Source organism: Acinetobacter sp. A2 (assembly GCF_012371325.1).
GTDB lineage: Bacteria > Pseudomonadota > Gammaproteobacteria > Pseudomonadales > Moraxellaceae > Acinetobacter.
Window position 1 is genome coordinate 1 of sequence record NZ_JAAZQX010000010.1, and the last position, 15,807, is coordinate 15,807.

The 15,807-nt window shown below is 42.7% G+C and carries 17 protein-coding genes; 3 read left to right on the plus strand and 14 right to left on the minus strand.

What is annotated here, in order from left to right; translation table 11 throughout:
* The 5 genes from HHA43_RS05340 to HHA43_RS05360 form a co-directional block, all read right to left on the minus strand.
* Positions 1–290 (minus strand): GTP-binding protein (locus tag HHA43_RS05340; protein WP_228284153.1); only part of this gene is annotated, 290 nt, incomplete at its 3' end.
* Between the two features lie 94 nt (positions 291–384).
* Complete coding sequence (gene fusA / locus HHA43_RS05345; RefSeq protein WP_168460864.1) at positions 385–2,520, minus strand: elongation factor G; 2,136 nt, start codon at positions 2,518–2,520, stop codon at positions 385–387.
* Between the two features lie 131 nt (positions 2,521–2,651).
* Entirely contained in the window at positions 2,652–3,122 is a 471-nt protein-coding gene (rpsG, locus tag HHA43_RS05350; protein ID WP_004975277.1) for a 30S ribosomal protein S7, read from the minus strand.
* Positions 3,123–3,299: 177 nt separating this feature from the next.
* A complete protein-coding gene (rpsL, locus tag HHA43_RS05355; RefSeq protein ID WP_000246374.1) occupies positions 3,300–3,674 on the minus strand; it encodes a 30S ribosomal protein S12 in 375 nt (124 codons plus the stop codon).
* 139 nt (positions 3,675–3,813) lie between these two features.
* Positions 3,814–5,319 (minus strand): EcsC family protein, encoded by a 1,506-nt coding sequence (locus tag HHA43_RS05360; protein ID WP_168541978.1) that lies wholly within the window; start codon positions 5,317–5,319, stop codon positions 3,814–3,816.
* Between the two features lie 284 nt (positions 5,320–5,603).
* On the opposite strand from HHA43_RS05360, the gene HHA43_RS05365 reads away from it, so the two are divergent.
* On the plus strand, positions 5,604–6,833 hold the full coding sequence (locus tag HHA43_RS05365) for a beta-ketoacyl synthase N-terminal-like domain-containing protein (protein ID WP_168460860.1): 1,230 nt from the start codon (positions 5,604–5,606) through the stop codon (positions 6,831–6,833).
* Between the two features lie 17 nt (positions 6,834–6,850).
* The gene (gene hemJ / locus HHA43_RS05370) at positions 6,851–7,303 is read left to right on the plus strand and encodes a protoporphyrinogen oxidase HemJ (protein ID WP_004975266.1); all 453 of its coding nucleotides are present in this window, start codon (positions 6,851–6,853) and stop codon (positions 7,301–7,303) included.
* Between the two features lie 105 nt (positions 7,304–7,408).
* Here hemJ and HHA43_RS05375 read toward each other — a convergent pair whose 3' ends face one another.
* Together HHA43_RS05375 and HHA43_RS05380 are read right to left on the minus strand one after the other, a co-directional pair.
* Positions 7,409–7,771 carry a hypothetical protein gene (locus HHA43_RS05375; RefSeq protein WP_168460858.1) on the minus strand — a complete coding sequence of 121 codons (363 nt, stop codon included), beginning with the start codon at positions 7,769–7,771 and terminating at the stop codon, positions 7,409–7,411.
* Positions 7,772–7,862: 91 nt separating this feature from the next.
* On the minus strand, positions 7,863–8,519 hold the full coding sequence (locus HHA43_RS05380) for an HAD-IA family hydrolase (protein WP_168418148.1): 657 nt from the start codon (positions 8,517–8,519) through the stop codon (positions 7,863–7,865).
* A gap of 88 nt (positions 8,520–8,607) precedes the next feature.
* Between HHA43_RS05380 and HHA43_RS05385 the strand changes: the two genes are divergently transcribed.
* Positions 8,608–9,375, plus strand: coding sequence for a hydroxymethylpyrimidine/phosphomethylpyrimidine kinase (locus tag HHA43_RS05385; protein ID WP_168418155.1), 768 nt, complete (start codon positions 8,608–8,610; stop codon positions 9,373–9,375).
* A gap of 57 nt (positions 9,376–9,432) precedes the next feature.
* Here HHA43_RS05385 and HHA43_RS05390 read toward each other — a convergent pair whose 3' ends face one another.
* The 7 genes from HHA43_RS05390 to HHA43_RS05420 form a co-directional block, all read right to left on the minus strand.
* Complete coding sequence (locus tag HHA43_RS05390; RefSeq protein WP_168460855.1) at positions 9,433–10,071, minus strand: nuclease-related domain-containing protein; 639 nt, start codon at positions 10,069–10,071, stop codon at positions 9,433–9,435.
* Positions 10,072–10,111: 40 nt separating this feature from the next.
* Positions 10,112–10,585 (minus strand): methylated-DNA--[protein]-cysteine S-methyltransferase, encoded by a 474-nt coding sequence (locus HHA43_RS05395; RefSeq protein WP_171525248.1) that lies wholly within the window; start codon positions 10,583–10,585, stop codon positions 10,112–10,114.
* 80 nt (positions 10,586–10,665) lie between these two features.
* Positions 10,666–10,983: a quaternary ammonium compound efflux SMR transporter SugE gene (sugE, locus tag HHA43_RS05400; RefSeq protein WP_168541980.1), complete on the minus strand. Its 318-nt coding sequence runs from the start codon at positions 10,981–10,983 to the stop codon at positions 10,666–10,668.
* Between the two features lie 140 nt (positions 10,984–11,123).
* On the minus strand, positions 11,124–12,191 hold the full coding sequence (locus HHA43_RS05405; protein ID WP_168541982.1) for a cation transporter: 1,068 nt from the start codon (positions 12,189–12,191) through the stop codon (positions 11,124–11,126).
* 125 nt (positions 12,192–12,316) lie between these two features.
* Positions 12,317–13,249 carry a copper resistance protein B gene (locus HHA43_RS05410; RefSeq protein WP_168460848.1) on the minus strand — a complete coding sequence of 311 codons (933 nt, stop codon included), beginning with the start codon at positions 13,247–13,249 and terminating at the stop codon, positions 12,317–12,319.
* The gene (locus tag HHA43_RS05415) at positions 13,236–15,083 is read right to left on the minus strand and encodes a copper resistance system multicopper oxidase (protein ID WP_168541984.1); all 1,848 of its coding nucleotides are present in this window, start codon (positions 15,081–15,083) and stop codon (positions 13,236–13,238) included. The genes HHA43_RS05410 and HHA43_RS05415 overlap by 14 nt, the downstream gene beginning before the upstream one ends.
* 47 nt (positions 15,084–15,130) lie before the next feature.
* Complete coding sequence (locus HHA43_RS05420) at positions 15,131–15,673, minus strand: hypothetical protein (protein WP_168418142.1); 543 nt, start codon at positions 15,671–15,673, stop codon at positions 15,131–15,133.
* Positions 15,674–15,807 lie beyond the last annotated feature (134 nt).

The window sequence follows — 15,807 nt, forward strand, 5'->3', positions numbered from 1 at the left end:
GCAGCACCAGTGATCATGTTTTTAACATAGTCGGCGTGGCCTGGGCAGTCTACGTGCGCGTAGTGACGAGTTGGAGAATCGTATTCTACGTGAGAAGTATTAATTGTAATACCACGTGCTTTTTCTTCTGGTGCAGAGTCGATAGCAGCGTAATCTTTCGCTTCACCACCAAACTTACGTGCACATACTGTAGCAATCGCAGCTGTTAAAGTTGTTTTACCATGGTCAACGTGACCGATTGTGCCCACGTTAACGTGTGGCTTATTACGTTCGAACTTAGCCTTAGCCATGAGATCTTCCTTTTTAAAACAACTCATGGAGGATCACTCCATGAGCATTAGGTTTTTAACTATGAATTAGTTTGCGCTTATAGTAATCGAAAGATTACTCGTCGTCACCTTTTTTACCACCAGACTGGAATTTAGCAATGATGCCATCTGCCACGTTACGTGGAGTTTCAGCATATTTAGCAAATTCCATAGAGTAAGTCGCACGACCTTGAGACATAGAACGCATGTGTGTTGCGTAACCAAACATCTCTGCAAGTGGAACTTCAGCACGAATTGCTTTAGTACCGCCAGGTAAGTCGTCCATACCTTGAACCATACCACGACGACGGTTTAAGTCACCCATGATATCGCCCATGTAGTCTTCTGGAGTTTCTACTTCAACTTTCATGATTGGTTCAAGAAGGATAGGATCTGCTTTCATGAAACCATCACGGAATGCGTAAGAACCTGCCATTTTGAACGATAATTCGTCAGAGTCGACATCGTGGTAAGAACCGTCGAACAATGTAGCTTTAATGCCTACAACTGGGTAACCAGCCAAGACACCATTCTTCATACGTTCTTGAATACCTTTGTCAACCGCACCGAAGAATTCTTTAGGTACTACACCACCTACAACTTCTTCAGCGAATTCGTAATCTTTACCAGCTTCAGGATCAAGCGGCTCTAAACGTACGAATACGTGACCGAATTTACCTTTACCACCAGTTTGACGAACGAACTTACCTTCTTGTTCGATAGACTTTTTGATCGTTTCACGGTAAGCAACCATTGGTTTACCAATGTTCGCTTCAACGTTGAATTCACGCTTCATACGGTCAACGATGATGTCAAGGTGAAGCTCACCCATACCCGCAATAATCGTTTGGCCAGATTCTTCGTCTGTACGTACGCGGAATGAAGGGTCTTCTTTCGCCAAGCGACCTAAAGCTACTGACATTTTTTCTTGGTCAGCTTTAGTCTTAGGTTCAACAGCCAATGCAATTACTGGCTCTGGGAATTCCATACGCTCTAGTGTAATCACTGCGTTTTCGTCACACAATGTATCACCAGTCGTTGTATCTTTAAGACCTACACACGCTGCGATATCACCCGCACGAATTTCTTCGATGTCGTGACGGTCATTTGCGTGCATCTGTACGATACGACCAATACGCTCACGCTTCATTTTCACTGGGTTATAAACCGGGCTACCCGCTTTAAGAACACCTGAGTAAACACGTACGAACGTTAAGTTACCAACGAATTTGTCGTTCATGATTTTGAACGCTAACGCAGCAAACGGAGCTTCATCAGACGCTTCACGAGAATCTTCAGTTTCGTCTTTGTCGTCTAAGATACCTTTAATTGCTTCAACGTCAGTTGGTGCGGGTAAGAATTCAATTACTGCGTCCAACATACGTTGAACACCTTTGTTTTTGAATGCTGAACCACACATTGCAGGTTGAATTTCACCCGCTAATGTACGTTGACGTAAACCAGCAATGATTTCTTCTTTAGAAAGTTCACCATTTTCTAGGTACTTGTCCATGAGTTCTTCTGATGCTTCAGCAGCAGCTTCAACCATGTTAGTACGCCATTCTTCAGCAGTTGCTTGAAGATCAGCTGGAATCTCGCCGTATTCAAACTTCATACCTTGAGAAGCTTCATCCCAGATGATTGACTTCATTTCGATTAAGTCAATAACACCTGTAAATGTGTCTTCTGCGCCCACTGGAACAACGATAGGCACTGGGTTAGCACCCAAACGTGTCTTCATTTGTTCAACTACGCGGAAGAAGTTTGCACCAGTACGGTCCATTTTGTTAACGAACGCTAAACGAGGTACTTTATATTTGTTTGCTTGACGCCATACAGTTTCAGACTGAGGTTGTACACCACCTACAGCACAGTAAACCATACATGCACCGTCAAGAACACGCATAGAACGCTCAACTTCGATTGTGAAGTCAACGTGTCCTGGGGTGTCAATTACGTTAATACGGTGTTGGTCAAATTGGTTAGCCATACCTTTCCAGAAGCATGTTACAGCTGCTGAGGTAATAGTAATACCACGTTCTTGCTCTTGTTCCATCCAGTCAGTTGTTGCTGAACCTTCGTGAGTTTCACCAAGTTTGTGACTTTCACCTGTATAGAACAAAATACGTTCTGAAGTTGTTGTTTTACCCGCATCGATGTGCGCAGAGATACCAATGTTACGGTAACGAGAAATTGGGGTTTGACGTGCCATGATTTCTAGCATTCCTAAATTTTGTTGTTTAAAACAGGACGCTTTAAGCTGCTTAGCAACTTAAAGCGATTTGATGACAACTCAGTGACAACTGATTCATCACCCTCCTGATTAGGGCCTGTTTTATCCGCTTAGAAACGGTAGTGAGAGAAGGCTTTGTTGGCTTCAGCCATACGGTGCACATCTTCACGTTTTTTGATCGCTGCGCCTTTACCTTCAGATGCATCAAGCAACTCGCCAGCAAGACGTAACGCCATAGTTTTTTCAGAACGCTTAGCAGCAGCATCTACCAACCAACGCATCGCTAGAGCAGTACGACGGGATGGGCGTACTTCCATAGGAACTTGATAAGTAGCACCACCAACACGGCGTGCTTTTACTTCGACCATTGGACGAACTTTTTCAAGCGTAGCTTCAAAAAATTCAACTGGGTCTACTTTAGATTTTTCTTGAACGCGGTCTAAAGCACCGTAAACGATACTTTCAGCAATAGACTTTTTACCATCTTGCATTACGTGGTTCATGAATTTAGCGATTGTTTGGCTGCTGAATTTAGGATCCGGAAGGATTTCACGAGCAGCGACTACGCGACGTCTTGGCATTTTAAACTACCTATAAATATGACACTTCAGGGTGATCCAGCCGTAGCACAAAGTGTCGTGTGCATTTCGCTGGCCTTACTACACGTCGCTTGAATTTCACAAAATTAAATGCAGAAATCAGACAAGCGAGACGATAAAGGATTGCAGTTCTAAGAACTAAGACTAATCTTTAAAAGATTATTTCTTAGGACGTTTAGCACCGTATTTAGAACGTGACTGGTTACGATCTTTCACGCCAGCACAGTCTAAAGAACCACGAACGGTATGGTAACGTACACCTGGTAAGTCTTTAACACGACCACCACGGATAAGAACAACACTGTGCTCTTGTAGGTTGTGACCTTCACCACCGATGTAGCTAGAAACTTCAAAACCTGAAGTTAAGCGAACACGGCAAACTTTACGCATTGCTGAGTTAGGTTTTTTAGGTGTAGTTGTGTAAACACGTGTACAAACACCACGACGTTGTGGACAAGCCTTCAACGCAGGAACTTTTGATTTTTCAACCAAAGTCGTACGACCCTTACGGATCAACTGATTTGTTGTTGCCATGTGGCAATTCTCCCGTTAATAAAAAGCCCCAAAAACATACTACTTTTTGAGGGCATGCAATTGTAAGCGAAGATAGAAAAATGGTCAATATTTCATAGACAGTTAAAACAGCAACCATTTTCCTACTTATCACTTGTTTTTATTCAGCTTTTGGTTTTCGTGCAGTGGTACGTGTTCTTGGCTTTTTTGTAACCTTTGTTTCACTCGCTTTTACTGGCTCTGCTTGTTTTTCTGAAACGGTTTCAGCCACTTGAGTTGAATCCTCTACAGCATCCAAGTCATCTTCTAGTGCATATTCATCTGTTTCTTCAACTGGAATAGCTGTTTTTTGTGGTGCAACTTCGGCATGTGGTTCCAGCATTTGATCTGCCAATTCTTCTAATCCCTGCTGAATATTTTCATCTACCTGTGTTTCGGTTGCGTCCACTTTGTCAGATTTTTTCTGTACTTTGACTTTACGGATGCTTTGATGATCCGTTAGTACTTGTGTGGTCGCATCAGAAGGTTCTGCAGCTTGGTTATTTGTATCTAATGACTCATCTAGATCGTCTTGAGCCTTATCTTCACCTTTTAACTGTTCCAATAGTTTAGGCGCAGCCTGTGCAAGTAATTCTAACGACTTTTCATAAGCATGAATGGCAGATAAGTTGCTGTCTTTATGTTGAATCAAATAGCTGCGAGCATTGGAGAATACTTGTTGCGCTTTGTGATGTACATCTTCTACCAATTTCCAGCTATATATAGCACTGACCGATGCTGTTGCAACAGGCGTAAGTTTATTCAGCATAGAGAACTTAGGTACGCTGTTTAGCCACGGCCATTTGGCTTCACCCTGTTCATTTAAAAAGTATTTTTTTAGGGATTCATAGTCATTACTTGAACCCAACAGGTTTTGTAATTGGTGTACATCATGCGTTTGCAACATATTGGATAGGGTTTTAAGTCCCATCAGCACCGCTTGCTTTTCTGCAATCACACCTAAATCAATTTGTTTGAAAATAAACTGTACGATTTCTTGTTCAGTTTCTTTATTCAGTTCAAAACCGTAAGCACGACCCACCTGATAGATTGTACGCAACGACATAATGATTGATGCAGGTACATCAATCGTTGAACCAATTACCCCTGTTGCCCCTGTCAATGCACCTTGCAGGGAGGCAATCCATTTGTTTTGCTCCGCCAGTGCCTGACCAATACGTTTGGAACGATCGACATCTTGTGTCAGTTCTTCTAAATCACGCACACCCGCCTGATCGAGCACAGCATCGACTGAACTAATGTTAGAACTAAAATTGTTGAGCTGATCAAAAAAGTAATCTGAAATTTTGTCGGAAAAATCTGGAGAAACAAAACTGGCAACCTGATTAACACGAGTGTAGTGACGACCGAGTAACTGACGTGACACTTGTGGAATATGCTGTCTGAGCATGTGTTGAGGATTGTCATAATGGTGCGCCTGAAATGGGCTGTAACTACGTGCCTGACCTTCAATAATTTGTCCTGCATTGGAACGTGGCTCCTGCTTGGTTGCTGTACTTGGTGCAACCTGCTGCAAAACATGCATGCCTGTACTGCTGAGCTTTTTAGCCACTCCAATCGCATTCGAGAAGAATCCGCTTGTTTGTTTATTATTAGAATCTGACATTCTTACTCCTCATTTTTAATTTCTATGATTTATAGGTAAATACTAGGTGTAGTCTAAGTTTATCTCAATATGATTGTGTATCTTTTGGTTGGCTTCCTGCATCCATTCTGCTGTGTTTTGGTGGTTTGAACACTGCTGCAAAGTGGCATCATATTTGCCATAAGAATTCAAAATTCTTTCTGTTATTATGAACGCAATTGAAAGACATGAGTCATCCCGTATCAGGCACAGCTGTGCAATTGCGGTGTTCGGCTCAACATTATCACCATATAAGGGATCTGTAGATGAAACGTGTTGTAATCACCGGCATGGGCATTAACTCGTGCATTGGTAATACTTTAGAAGCTGTGACTCATTCTTTACAAAACGGTATTTCTGGAACACGTTCCAACCCAACGTATGCTGAACTGAATTTCAAGAGCCATGTAAGTGCAGCTGCTGAACAAAATTTTGACCACATTGACCGTAAATTAAAACGCTTTATGGGCGTGTGTGCGATGTACGCTTACAACGCTGCAGTCGATGCGATTGAACATGCTGGCTTAAAGCAAGAAGATTTAGCAGGTAACCCACGTTACGGTATCGCGGGTGGTTCTGGCGGTAACTCAACTGCATCTGTTGCAGAAATGATCGAGTTACTTGAAGAAAAAGGCGCACGTAAAATTGGTCCTTTCTTCGTACCACGTAACATGTCGAACACGATTACAGCTAACTTGGGCGTTGCGTTCAAATTACAAGGGATCGCTCACTCAATTACTAGCGCATGCGCAACTTCTGCAGATGCAATTGGTTATGCCTACAACCTAATTCAATTGGGTAAACAAGATTTAATGCTTGCAGGTGGCGGTGAAGAAGATCACTGGTCACAAAGCTTATTGTTTGATGCGATGGGCGCATTATGTTCTAAATACAATGACACACCTGAAACAGCATCTCGTCCGTATTCTGCAGACCGCGACGGTTTCGTGATTGCTGGTGGTGGTGGTTTCGTGGTGCTTGAATCACTTGAACACGCTCAAGCGCGTGGTGCAAATATCTTAGCTGAAGTTGTGGCTTATGCTGCCAACTCTGACGGCGCAGACATGGTTGCACCAAGCGGTGAAGGTGCAACACGTTGTATCCTCATGGCTTTAGACGAAGCAAAACAACACGGTGTAGAAAAAATTGACTATGTGAACACTCATGGTACTTCTACCCCTGCGGGCGATGTAACAGAATTAAAAGCCATGGAACGTGCATTTGGCGAAGGTCAAGTTCCTGCACTTAGCTCAACGAAGTCAATGACAGGTCACAGCTTGGGCGCCGCTGGTGTTCAAGAAGCAATTTACTCTGTCTTGATGATGCAAAACGACTTTATCGCACCAAACATCAACGTTACTGAACTAGATGAAGGCGCAAAACCATTTGATATCGTACTTGAAAAACGTGACACAAAATTGAATACTGTGATGAGTAACAGTTTCGGTTTTGGCGGTGTAAATGCCTGCCTTATTTTCAAGAAGTGGGATGAATAATCTCCATAGGATGATCGATGGATGCACCTTCTGATGCTTTTTTATGGGTAAAAGCATTACATATTATTGCTGTGGTTTGTTGGTTCGCTGCATTGTTCTACCTACCACGTTTATATGTTTACCATGCCATGAGTGAAGATACGCTGAGCCATCAGCGTTTCGAAATCATGGAGCGCAAGTTGTACCGAGGGATTATGTGGCCATCTATGATTGCCACCCTCATTACGGCACACTTTTTGGTAGATTGGGGTGATGCCACCCGCAATTACCACGATGCGTTATGGTTTTACCTGAAAGTTGCATTGGTGGGTTTATTGGTGATTTATCACTTGGTTTGTGGCTACTACCGTCAGAAATTGATTGGTAATGCACATTACAAATCACATAAGTTCTGGCGATTCTTCAATGAAATGCCAACAGTTTTGTTACTGGCAATTGTGATTTTAGTGGTGGTTAAGCCGCAATTCTAAGCGTTAAACCTCAACATCTAGATACGTCCAACTTAACTCAATTGCAATTGAGTTAGAAAAAAACCTCAGCTCTATATGAACTGAGGTTTTTTATTGACTTCAGCCTTATTTATTTTTGATAGATTGGATTGCGTGATAAGACTTAAACCCTAAGGCTTCTGCTTGTTTCTGCTGAGATTGAGGAATAGTCACGATGGCAATTCGTCCATCCGCCCCACCACAGACTTGTGCATACATTCTTCCATCTGAACCCACACGAGCCTGATATACCTGAATCTGTGCCTGCTGCAAACGCTGGCTAATCTCAGCAACAGTTAAACCAGTGTCAGGCTCACACTGACGATGTTGCAATGAGGTGTACATTTCAATCTGTGCTGCGGACTCTGGAAGTGTGGGTATGCTATTCACGCATGCCGTCATCAGTACTGAAACTGCCACAAAAGTAATCGATTGACTGACTCGCTTCATCACAACCTCCTTCTCAATCTGGATATGAAGATTGAAGCATGATCCTGCCTAAAGCTCTGCGGTAAAAATGCAAACAAATATAGCCCAAAAATTAAGGCAACTCTGCAACTACCGACAAAATTTGTGCAAAATGCTGAATTCGATATTTTGGAGCAGCTAAATCTAACTCCTGTGCTGAGCCATAGCCATATTCAACTGCGACACAATCTATGCCATTAGCACGTGCGCCTAAAATATCGTGCTCACGATCTCCAATCATTAAACACTGCTCAGGCTGCAATTGTTCTTGCTGCAAAATATAGTGAATAAGGTCTACTTTATTGGTACGGTCGCCATTCAACTCGCTACCATATGGATATTCAAAATATTGCAATAAATCAAAATGGTCTAAAATTTGGCGTGCATAAACTTCAGGTTTGGCTGTCGCTAAAAATAATCGATAGCCCAGTTGTTTTAAACTGGCTAGAGTCGTTGCAACATCCTCAAAGACATGATTTTCAAACAGCCCTGTGGTGGCAAAGCGCTCACGATAGCCCAATAAAGCTTGCTCAGCTAAGACATCATGCACATCCACCTCAAGTAATTTCGCCAAAGAGGCTTTGAGTGGCGGCCCAATAATCCAGTCAATATTTTCACTTTCTGCAATAGGGTGCCCAACTTTTGCCAAACCATAGCGTGCAGAAGCGGTAATGCCCTCTTTGGGGTCAGTTAAAGTGCCATCTAAATCAATTAAAAGGGTGTTAATCACAATCCATGCCTATCAGTACAAATGACTATCGAGAGTTATTACAAAGTTACCTATACTAACGTAAATATAAGCAATGAAGGATATGGCTGTGCGACCAACGGTACTTTGTTTTTCTGGTTTAGACCCATCGGGTGGTGCTGGTTTACAGGCTGATATTGAAGCGATTGGCAATAGTGGCGCACATGCAGCGATTGCCTGCACAGCATTGACCATCCAAAACTCTCAACAAGTGTTTGGCTTTGAAGCAACATCTAAAACACTGTTACTGGCTCAAGCCAATGCTGTAGTGAATGACCTGCCAATTAAGGTTGTTAAGTCAGGTATGTTAGGCACAACCAACAATATTGCAGCACTGGCAGATTTTTTGCGTGAACACCCTGACTATTTATATGTGCTTGACCCTGTATTAGTGGCCAATAGCGGTGGTTCTTTAGGTGATCAAGCCACGTTGGTTCAGGCGTTTAAAGCACTAATTCCACTTGCTACCTTAATTACTCCCAACACAGTGGAGTTGCGCGCTTTAACGGGTGAAGATGATCTGGAACGTGCAACCGCCAAGTTGTTTGAAATGGGGGCACAGGCTGTTTTAGTCAAAGGTGGACATGAAGATACGCCCAACTATATTCGTAATGCACTGTATAGCAACAATGAACTGGTTTCAGAAACCCGTTGCCCTCGCCTTGAGGGTGAATATCATGGTTCGGGTTGCTCTTTGGCAAGCTTTATTGCAGGACGCTTAGCAATGGGAGATCAACTCAAACAAGCAGTACAACATGCAGAAACGTGGTTGTTTGGTGTACTTAAACATGCCGAAACACCTGTTCCAAATGGTCAGAAAATTCCGAAACGGTTTTAATTTTAAGGCAGAGATATTTAAGCCCTGAGCATATATCAGGGCTTTTTATTTCAATTCTTAACGTTCATGTCGTTGTTTTAAATTTTCAACATGCTCACGATTTGTTTTCCAAGACTTCTCCAAAATTTCTTTTTCTATCCGTAGTTGAATACGTTTAAGCTTCATCGGTGGAATCACCTCATGCTGAAAGCCTTTAACAAACTCAATCCAAGCACTGCCTTTAAAAACATTCTTAGGTAAACTGGTTTTAAATTCACAATCTGGCATAAATACAATCACAGAATGCAGCAATTGAGGCTCGACAATATCGCTCAATACCGATTCCAATACTTTTATATGTTTATAATTTTGATAGACAGGGTTCTGAAACTTATAGCTTTTCTTATAAATCTTTTGTGTCCATACTTTTTGACGCTCTCCACCAAAAATCCAGCCTTTATAGTTTTTCGTTTCAATCACAAAAACGCCAAAAGGACTTAATAAAATATGATCAATTTGCGTTGTCCCTGCCGACTCATCAGGCAAAGTCACGTCATTCAATAAAATATAACGCTCATCTAAATACAGTTTTACATGCGTACTTACCGCAAACTCTCCCACCTTTCCCTTTAAAAAAGGTTTGAAAATTTTAATTAACCCCACACCTGCAACAAGCAGAATAAGCCACCAAAACTGCAGCACTAATGTTTTTAACATTTCCCCTACTCTATTTTTATATCGCTAAGTTCTGCACAAACTACTCAGCTTTTAAAAGTGATGATTCCAACTCTAATAAGATCGCCTTATTATCCAAACCACCAGCGAATCCCACCAACTTACCATTCGCACCCACCACCCGATGACACGGCGCAATAATCGAAATTGGGTTTTTGCCATTTGCTGCACCAACTGCACGTACAGCTTTAACATTACCTACCTGTTCTGCAATTTGCTTATAGCTACGGGTTTCACCAAATGGAATCTCTAGCAAAGCTTGCCAGACGCTTTGCTGAAATGCCGTACCTTCAAAATCAAGAGGGAGATCAAATTGCTGGCGCTGTCCTGCAAAATACTCTTGGAGTTGCTGCTTGGTCTTACACAAAATAGGATGATCATCTTGCTGTAGCAAAGTGGCCAAGCGTACACGTTTAGGATTTTCATTTTCCCACATGACCGCAACCAGTGCCTGATCATGTGCTACCAGTTTCAGCACACCCACAGGAGTATCCATTTCAGTAAAGAACAATTGCACGATCTACTCCTATTTGCATACCGTGGTTAAATCACAAACCAACAAGACCTTGCCTAACCCTAGCTTGAAGATACTTTCATTAGTACCAAACCTGAGATAATCAACACAGCAGCCAACATACGCATGGCACTGGCAGGCTCACCTAAAATAAAAATACCCACCAAAAAAGAACCCACTGCGCCGATACCTGTCCAAATGGTATAAGCCGTACCTAAAGGTAAAGTCCGCATGGCATAAGCCAACAGCACAAAACTTAAAATCATAAAGATCAGAGTGATGATACTAGGTATCAGCTTGCTAAAGCCATCGGATAGCTTCATCGAATATGCCCAGACGACTTCAAAAATACCCGCCAATATCAACATTATCCAGGCCATGACGCCCTCCTTCAAAATAATGAAATCAGGCCGTCCTGAAGATTTTTTCTTATTCAGTTTTTAGTTCTATCTTTGACTAAAACTCAATAAGGGAGGTCGTTCCCCCTGTGATGCTTTAAATCACGACCACTATTCAAGCGCTATTTTAAACTTAAAATTTTGCGTGCACCATTCAACACAAACATCGCCACAATTAAGCCAATGATCAGGTCTGGATAATTCGAGCCTGTCAGTAGCACCAAACCACCTGCAATAATCACCCCTAAATTGACAATCACATCATTGGCCGAAAAAATATAACTGGCCTGCATGTGCGTACCACCATCTTTATGCCCTGAAATCAGCCATAAACAGGTGACATTTGCCACCAATGCAGCAGCGCCAATGAGCATCATCAACATAGATTCTGGTTCGCTACCCAAGAAGAAACGACGCAGTACATCCACAATCACCACTGCAGCCAAAGCCAATTGCACCCAACCTGAAAGATGTGCAGCTTTAAGTTGCTTTTTAGCCGATTGCCCCACCACAAATAGTGCCAAGCCATAGACTGCAGCATCGGCAAACATATCTAAAGAATCGGCAATTAACCCTGTGGAAGACGCAATCAAACCTGCGATCAATTCCACCAAGAACATTACTGCATTGATACCAAGCAAGGCATATAAGACTTTTCTTTGTGCCCGACTGTCGGTTATAGGCAACTCCGTTTGTGTATTTGCCTCAGTCTGTTCAAGCACCGCACCTAAGCCCAATGTTTCCAACTTTTCGGTAATTTCTGCTACAGATCGAGTGTGGTGATACACCTTCAAATGACGTGCCGCCAAATCAAATGACAAAGCTGCAATATCATTGTGATCTGCCAAAGCAATGCGCACCATTTGTTCTTCTGCACCACAATCCATTTTAGGAATGTTGTAGGCACTGACCCATGGACTTAAAGGAATTTGATCTGCCGCAACCACATTTGCATTGGACTGAGCATTGCTGGTGTTGGCGCAACTCTTGTTACTGCAACACGAATCAGCAGTATTTTCAGCAGATGTAGCGCAATCACTCCCACAAGACTGATTTGACCCTGCAGATTGACTGGAGCAAGCAGATTTAACGGGTTGGTTATCCTGACCATCACAGCCAGACGTATTACTACATTGGTTTTTCAGGTTTTGATCTTGAGTCGACTGAGCGTCCTGAGTTGAAGATGACATACACCACACCCAAACATACAATAGGCTCAGTATAAACCAAGCCTATGCTTTTTGGAGTCACCTATTCATTCAAGAAAACAATACTCAACCCAATATCGTTGGTAAGTTTGTGAGTTGGTGAATAATTAAAACCTGAAACGCAAACCTGCAGCATATAACCAACCCTGTTCAGATGGCGTGGAAGTTTGCCAAGCCGTATGCTGATTGCCTTTATGATAGGCATACCCCACATCTACATAGGGCATAATGTTTTTATTCACCTCATAACGTAGCTCAAGTCCTGCTGCCACATGACTTAAACCCGTTTTTTGTGCATATCGAGTATCATCACTGATCTGCAGTTTCACATCTAAATATGGCTGTGCAATCCACTTTTGGGTAAGCAGCAAATCGCGAGTTGTTTCCAACTCCACTGCCGCATAGTGATCATGGCCAACATAGACATGAGCATCGGTTTCAAAGAAATAAGGCGCTAGACCATGCAAGCCCAGCACGACATCTAAGCTTTCTTCAGTATCAGTTTGCTGTACCAATTCAGCAGTCTGATTGCGATAACGCACACCTGCCTGCACATCCCAAAAGTCTGAAAGCATGCGGCTATATAACAGCTTGGCATCATATTCAGTCGGTTGTGATTCATGCTTAGTACGATGAATTTTCAAAAATAATTTATTTTCATCGGTTCCGATACGGGTTTGTAATTCAGACTGCAATGCACCCTCACCGGATTCATTGAGCTGCCATTGTGTATCAACCGTAGTTACGGCATAGATTTGCGCACCATGCTCTTGACGATGATCATGTGGTTGCGACTCTGGCAAGGAGATGACTGACTGATGCGACTGATGCGACTGATGCGACTGATGCGACTGATGCGACTGATGCGACTGATGCGACTGATGCGACTGATGCGATGCTGAATCAGATACAACTACAGTTGCAAGCATAGATGCACCTGAATGGGCAGCATGTGATGCGGTTTCAGCCATCACCCCACCACTCAAACTACACACTGAAACACCAAGTACAGATTTGGCAAAAAGATTAATGATGCGCATGTTGCTCTCCTTTTTGCTCAGTACTGTCCTTTCCTTCATTAGACGCAATTGGCGTGCTTGAACGCTGATCATCGCTGACGTGAGCCACAATTAACTTATTCATCATTCCTGCACTCATGTGATAAAGCAGATGACAATGTATAGCCCATTCCCCAAGTTCATCTGCGGTTAAAAGTGCCGTGACAGTTTTGCCAGGCGGCACAATTATCGTGTGCTTATTGGGTAAATCTTTCGCAGTTTGACCATTTTCCAGTTGCATAAACATGCCATGTAAATGCATTGGATGCGCCATCATGCTGTCATTAATAAACTTAATCCGAATCCGTTCGCCATATTGCACCTGTAACGGCTCCGCCTCACTAAACTTCTTACCATTGATGGTCCAAATATAACGCTCCATCGTACCGCCTAAACGAATCACCAATTCACTCGTCGGCTCGCGAGTATCTTTCTGCGGTTGCAGCGCTTGTAAATCTGCATATTGCAAGGCTTTATGGCCTACAGGTGTAGAGGCATTGGCCCAACCATATACCACAGTCGAATCATTTTTCTTTGAAGCTGTGTTGTGCTGAGAATGATCTATGTCTGATGTCACGGCATGGTTCTTTTTAGAGTGATCCATTTCTGACATCGCTGCATGATTCATTTTGGAGTGATCCATTTCTGACATCGCAGTGTGGTTCATTTTAGAGTGATCCATTTCCGACATTGCAGCATGGTTCATTTTGGAATGATCAACGTCTAAATGTTCTGAGCCATGCCCCATATCTTCCATCGTGAGTAAAGCACGTGGGCGTGATTGCGCTACATGCGGCATCTGCATAGTGGGTAGTAGTTCATTTTGTAAGCGACCCAAAGCAAAACCCGAACGATCAATCGATTCGGCTTCAATTGCATAATGTGCGGCTTTAGGCTCAACAACGACATCATAGGTTTCGGCGGTTCCAATACGAAACTCATCGACACTGACAGGTTTCACAGGCTGACCATCGGCACTGACTACCGTCATTTTTAGGTTTGGAATCCGAACATCATAAAAAGACATCGCCGACGCATTAATAAAACGCAGGCGGACTTTTTCATTTGGCTTAAACTTGCCCGTCCAGTTTTGTTCAGGCGTTTTACCATTCATCAAAAAGGTATAGCCCGTGACATCGGAAAGATCGGTTTTCAGCATCCGCATCTGGTTCCACATTTTACGGTCTGACCAAGTGGCTTTTAACCCATCACGCTGAGTTTGACGCAAAACATCAGCCAAAGTTTCACGCCGATTTTGATAGAACTCTGCAGAAATTTTTAAATCTTTCTGAATTTGATTACTAGATTTTTCATGGAAATCTGACAACATCACCACATAATCACGATCTGTTTGTTCATGTGCTGGTAAAGGCTGTTTGGCTTGAGGATGAATGAGCAATGCACCATATAAACCGTCTTGCTCCTGACCTTTGGAATGTGCGTGATACCAATAAGTACCACTTTGACGTACTTTAAATTGATAAACAAAATGCCCCTGCGGCTTAATTCCCCTAAAACCATTAAAAGCGGGTACGCCATCCATTAAGCCTGGCAGCAATAAACCATGCCAATGAATCGATGAGTCCTGATTTTTTAATTGATTATGAACATGAATTACTGCGTCATCGCCCTCTTCAAATTCAAGTAGAGGCGCAGGAAACTGACCATTGACGGTAATGCGCTTTACAGATTTACCTGTGATATTCACGGTTTGTTCTGCAATGGTAAGGTGGTATTCCTTAACTGCTGCAAAAACAGCATTGGAGCATAATGCGCAGGCACTTAAAAACAGTGCACGCTGATAAAATTTAGACATGACTTAATCCTTAAAAATAAAACGACAAACGTGTTTTGGGTTCAGGATTAAGCTTTGGGTGGGCGTAAAATTTGTTGCCAATGCCCCAGTAAATGCTGCGCCTGATAAGCAGGCAACAAGATATTGGCAGTTGTAAGTTCTGCAGGTTGCATCAGTTCAGGCAGTTGCACATTCAGCACAGTGCTTAGGCTTTGGCAATGCAATTGTGCACAATCCTGACAATTCATACTGGCAGCAGAAAAATCAGTAGCGCTGAGGCAATCTGGGTTGTTGGTATTCTTAGATGATAGATGTGCAGCAGATGTATCTAGCTGCGCCACAGCATGTGAACGACTATGCCGATCCTGTAAAAATGCATGTTGCATATCAACAGAATTTTTAGATGCAACAGAATGACAATCCGATAAAGAAGATAAAGGTGGATTGGCAGATGCGGCTGATACAGCAGATTGTGTTTCAGTAATTTGTGTATGGCTAGACATCATCCAGACATGGGTAGGTTTGACAGCAGCACTGACAATACTGCTCCACCCCATGACCCATGCCATGAGGACTACAAACCAAACTTGTTTGTACGCTGGAGCAAGCACTAAATTTATCCTTTTAAGTCGCAATACACAGTCTTGTATTCGCCTTGTTTAGGCATCACAGATGAACATTTTTGCCAAGTGCAACTTCTCTGCGAGTTGTTAAACACTATAATCTAAGCCCCAGTTATGCACAA

Bases quoted from the DNA above. Each gene is read 5' to 3' on its own strand.
- HHA43_RS05410 (WP_168460848.1), bottom strand. From the start codon at position 13,249: ATGCGCATCATTAATCTTTTTGCCAAATCTGTACTTGGTGTTTCAGTG.
- hemJ (WP_004975266.1), top strand. From the start codon at position 6,851: ATGGATGCACCTTCTGATGCTTTTTTATGGGTAAAAGCATTACATATT.
- HHA43_RS05415 (WP_168541984.1), bottom strand. From the start codon at position 15,083: ATGTCTAAATTTTATCAGCGTGCACTGTTTTTAAGTGCCTGCGCATTA.
- HHA43_RS05395 (WP_171525248.1), bottom strand. From the start codon at position 10,585: ATGGATACTCCTGTGGGTGTGCTGAAACTGGTAGCACATGATCAGGCA.
- HHA43_RS05360 (WP_168541978.1), bottom strand. From the start codon at position 5,319: ATGTCAGATTCTAATAATAAACAAACAAGCGGATTCTTCTCGAATGCG.
- rpsL (WP_000246374.1), bottom strand. From the start codon at position 3,674: ATGGCAACAACAAATCAGTTGATCCGTAAGGGTCGTACGACTTTGGTT.
- rpsG (WP_004975277.1), bottom strand. From the start codon at position 3,122: ATGCCAAGACGTCGCGTAGTCGCTGCTCGTGAAATCCTTCCGGATCCT.
- sugE (WP_168541980.1), bottom strand. From the start codon at position 10,983: ATGGCCTGGATAATGTTGATATTGGCGGGTATTTTTGAAGTCGTCTGG.
- HHA43_RS05405 (WP_168541982.1), bottom strand. From the start codon at position 12,191: ATGTCATCTTCAACTCAGGACGCTCAGTCGACTCAAGATCAAAACCTG.
- HHA43_RS05390 (WP_168460855.1), bottom strand. From the start codon at position 10,071: ATGTTAAAAACATTAGTGCTGCAGTTTTGGTGGCTTATTCTGCTTGTT.
- fusA (WP_168460864.1), bottom strand. From the start codon at position 2,520: ATGGCACGTCAAACCCCAATTTCTCGTTACCGTAACATTGGTATCTCT.
- HHA43_RS05375 (WP_168460858.1), bottom strand. From the start codon at position 7,771: ATGAAGCGAGTCAGTCAATCGATTACTTTTGTGGCAGTTTCAGTACTG.
- HHA43_RS05365 (WP_168460860.1), top strand. From the start codon at position 5,604: ATGAAACGTGTTGTAATCACCGGCATGGGCATTAACTCGTGCATTGGT.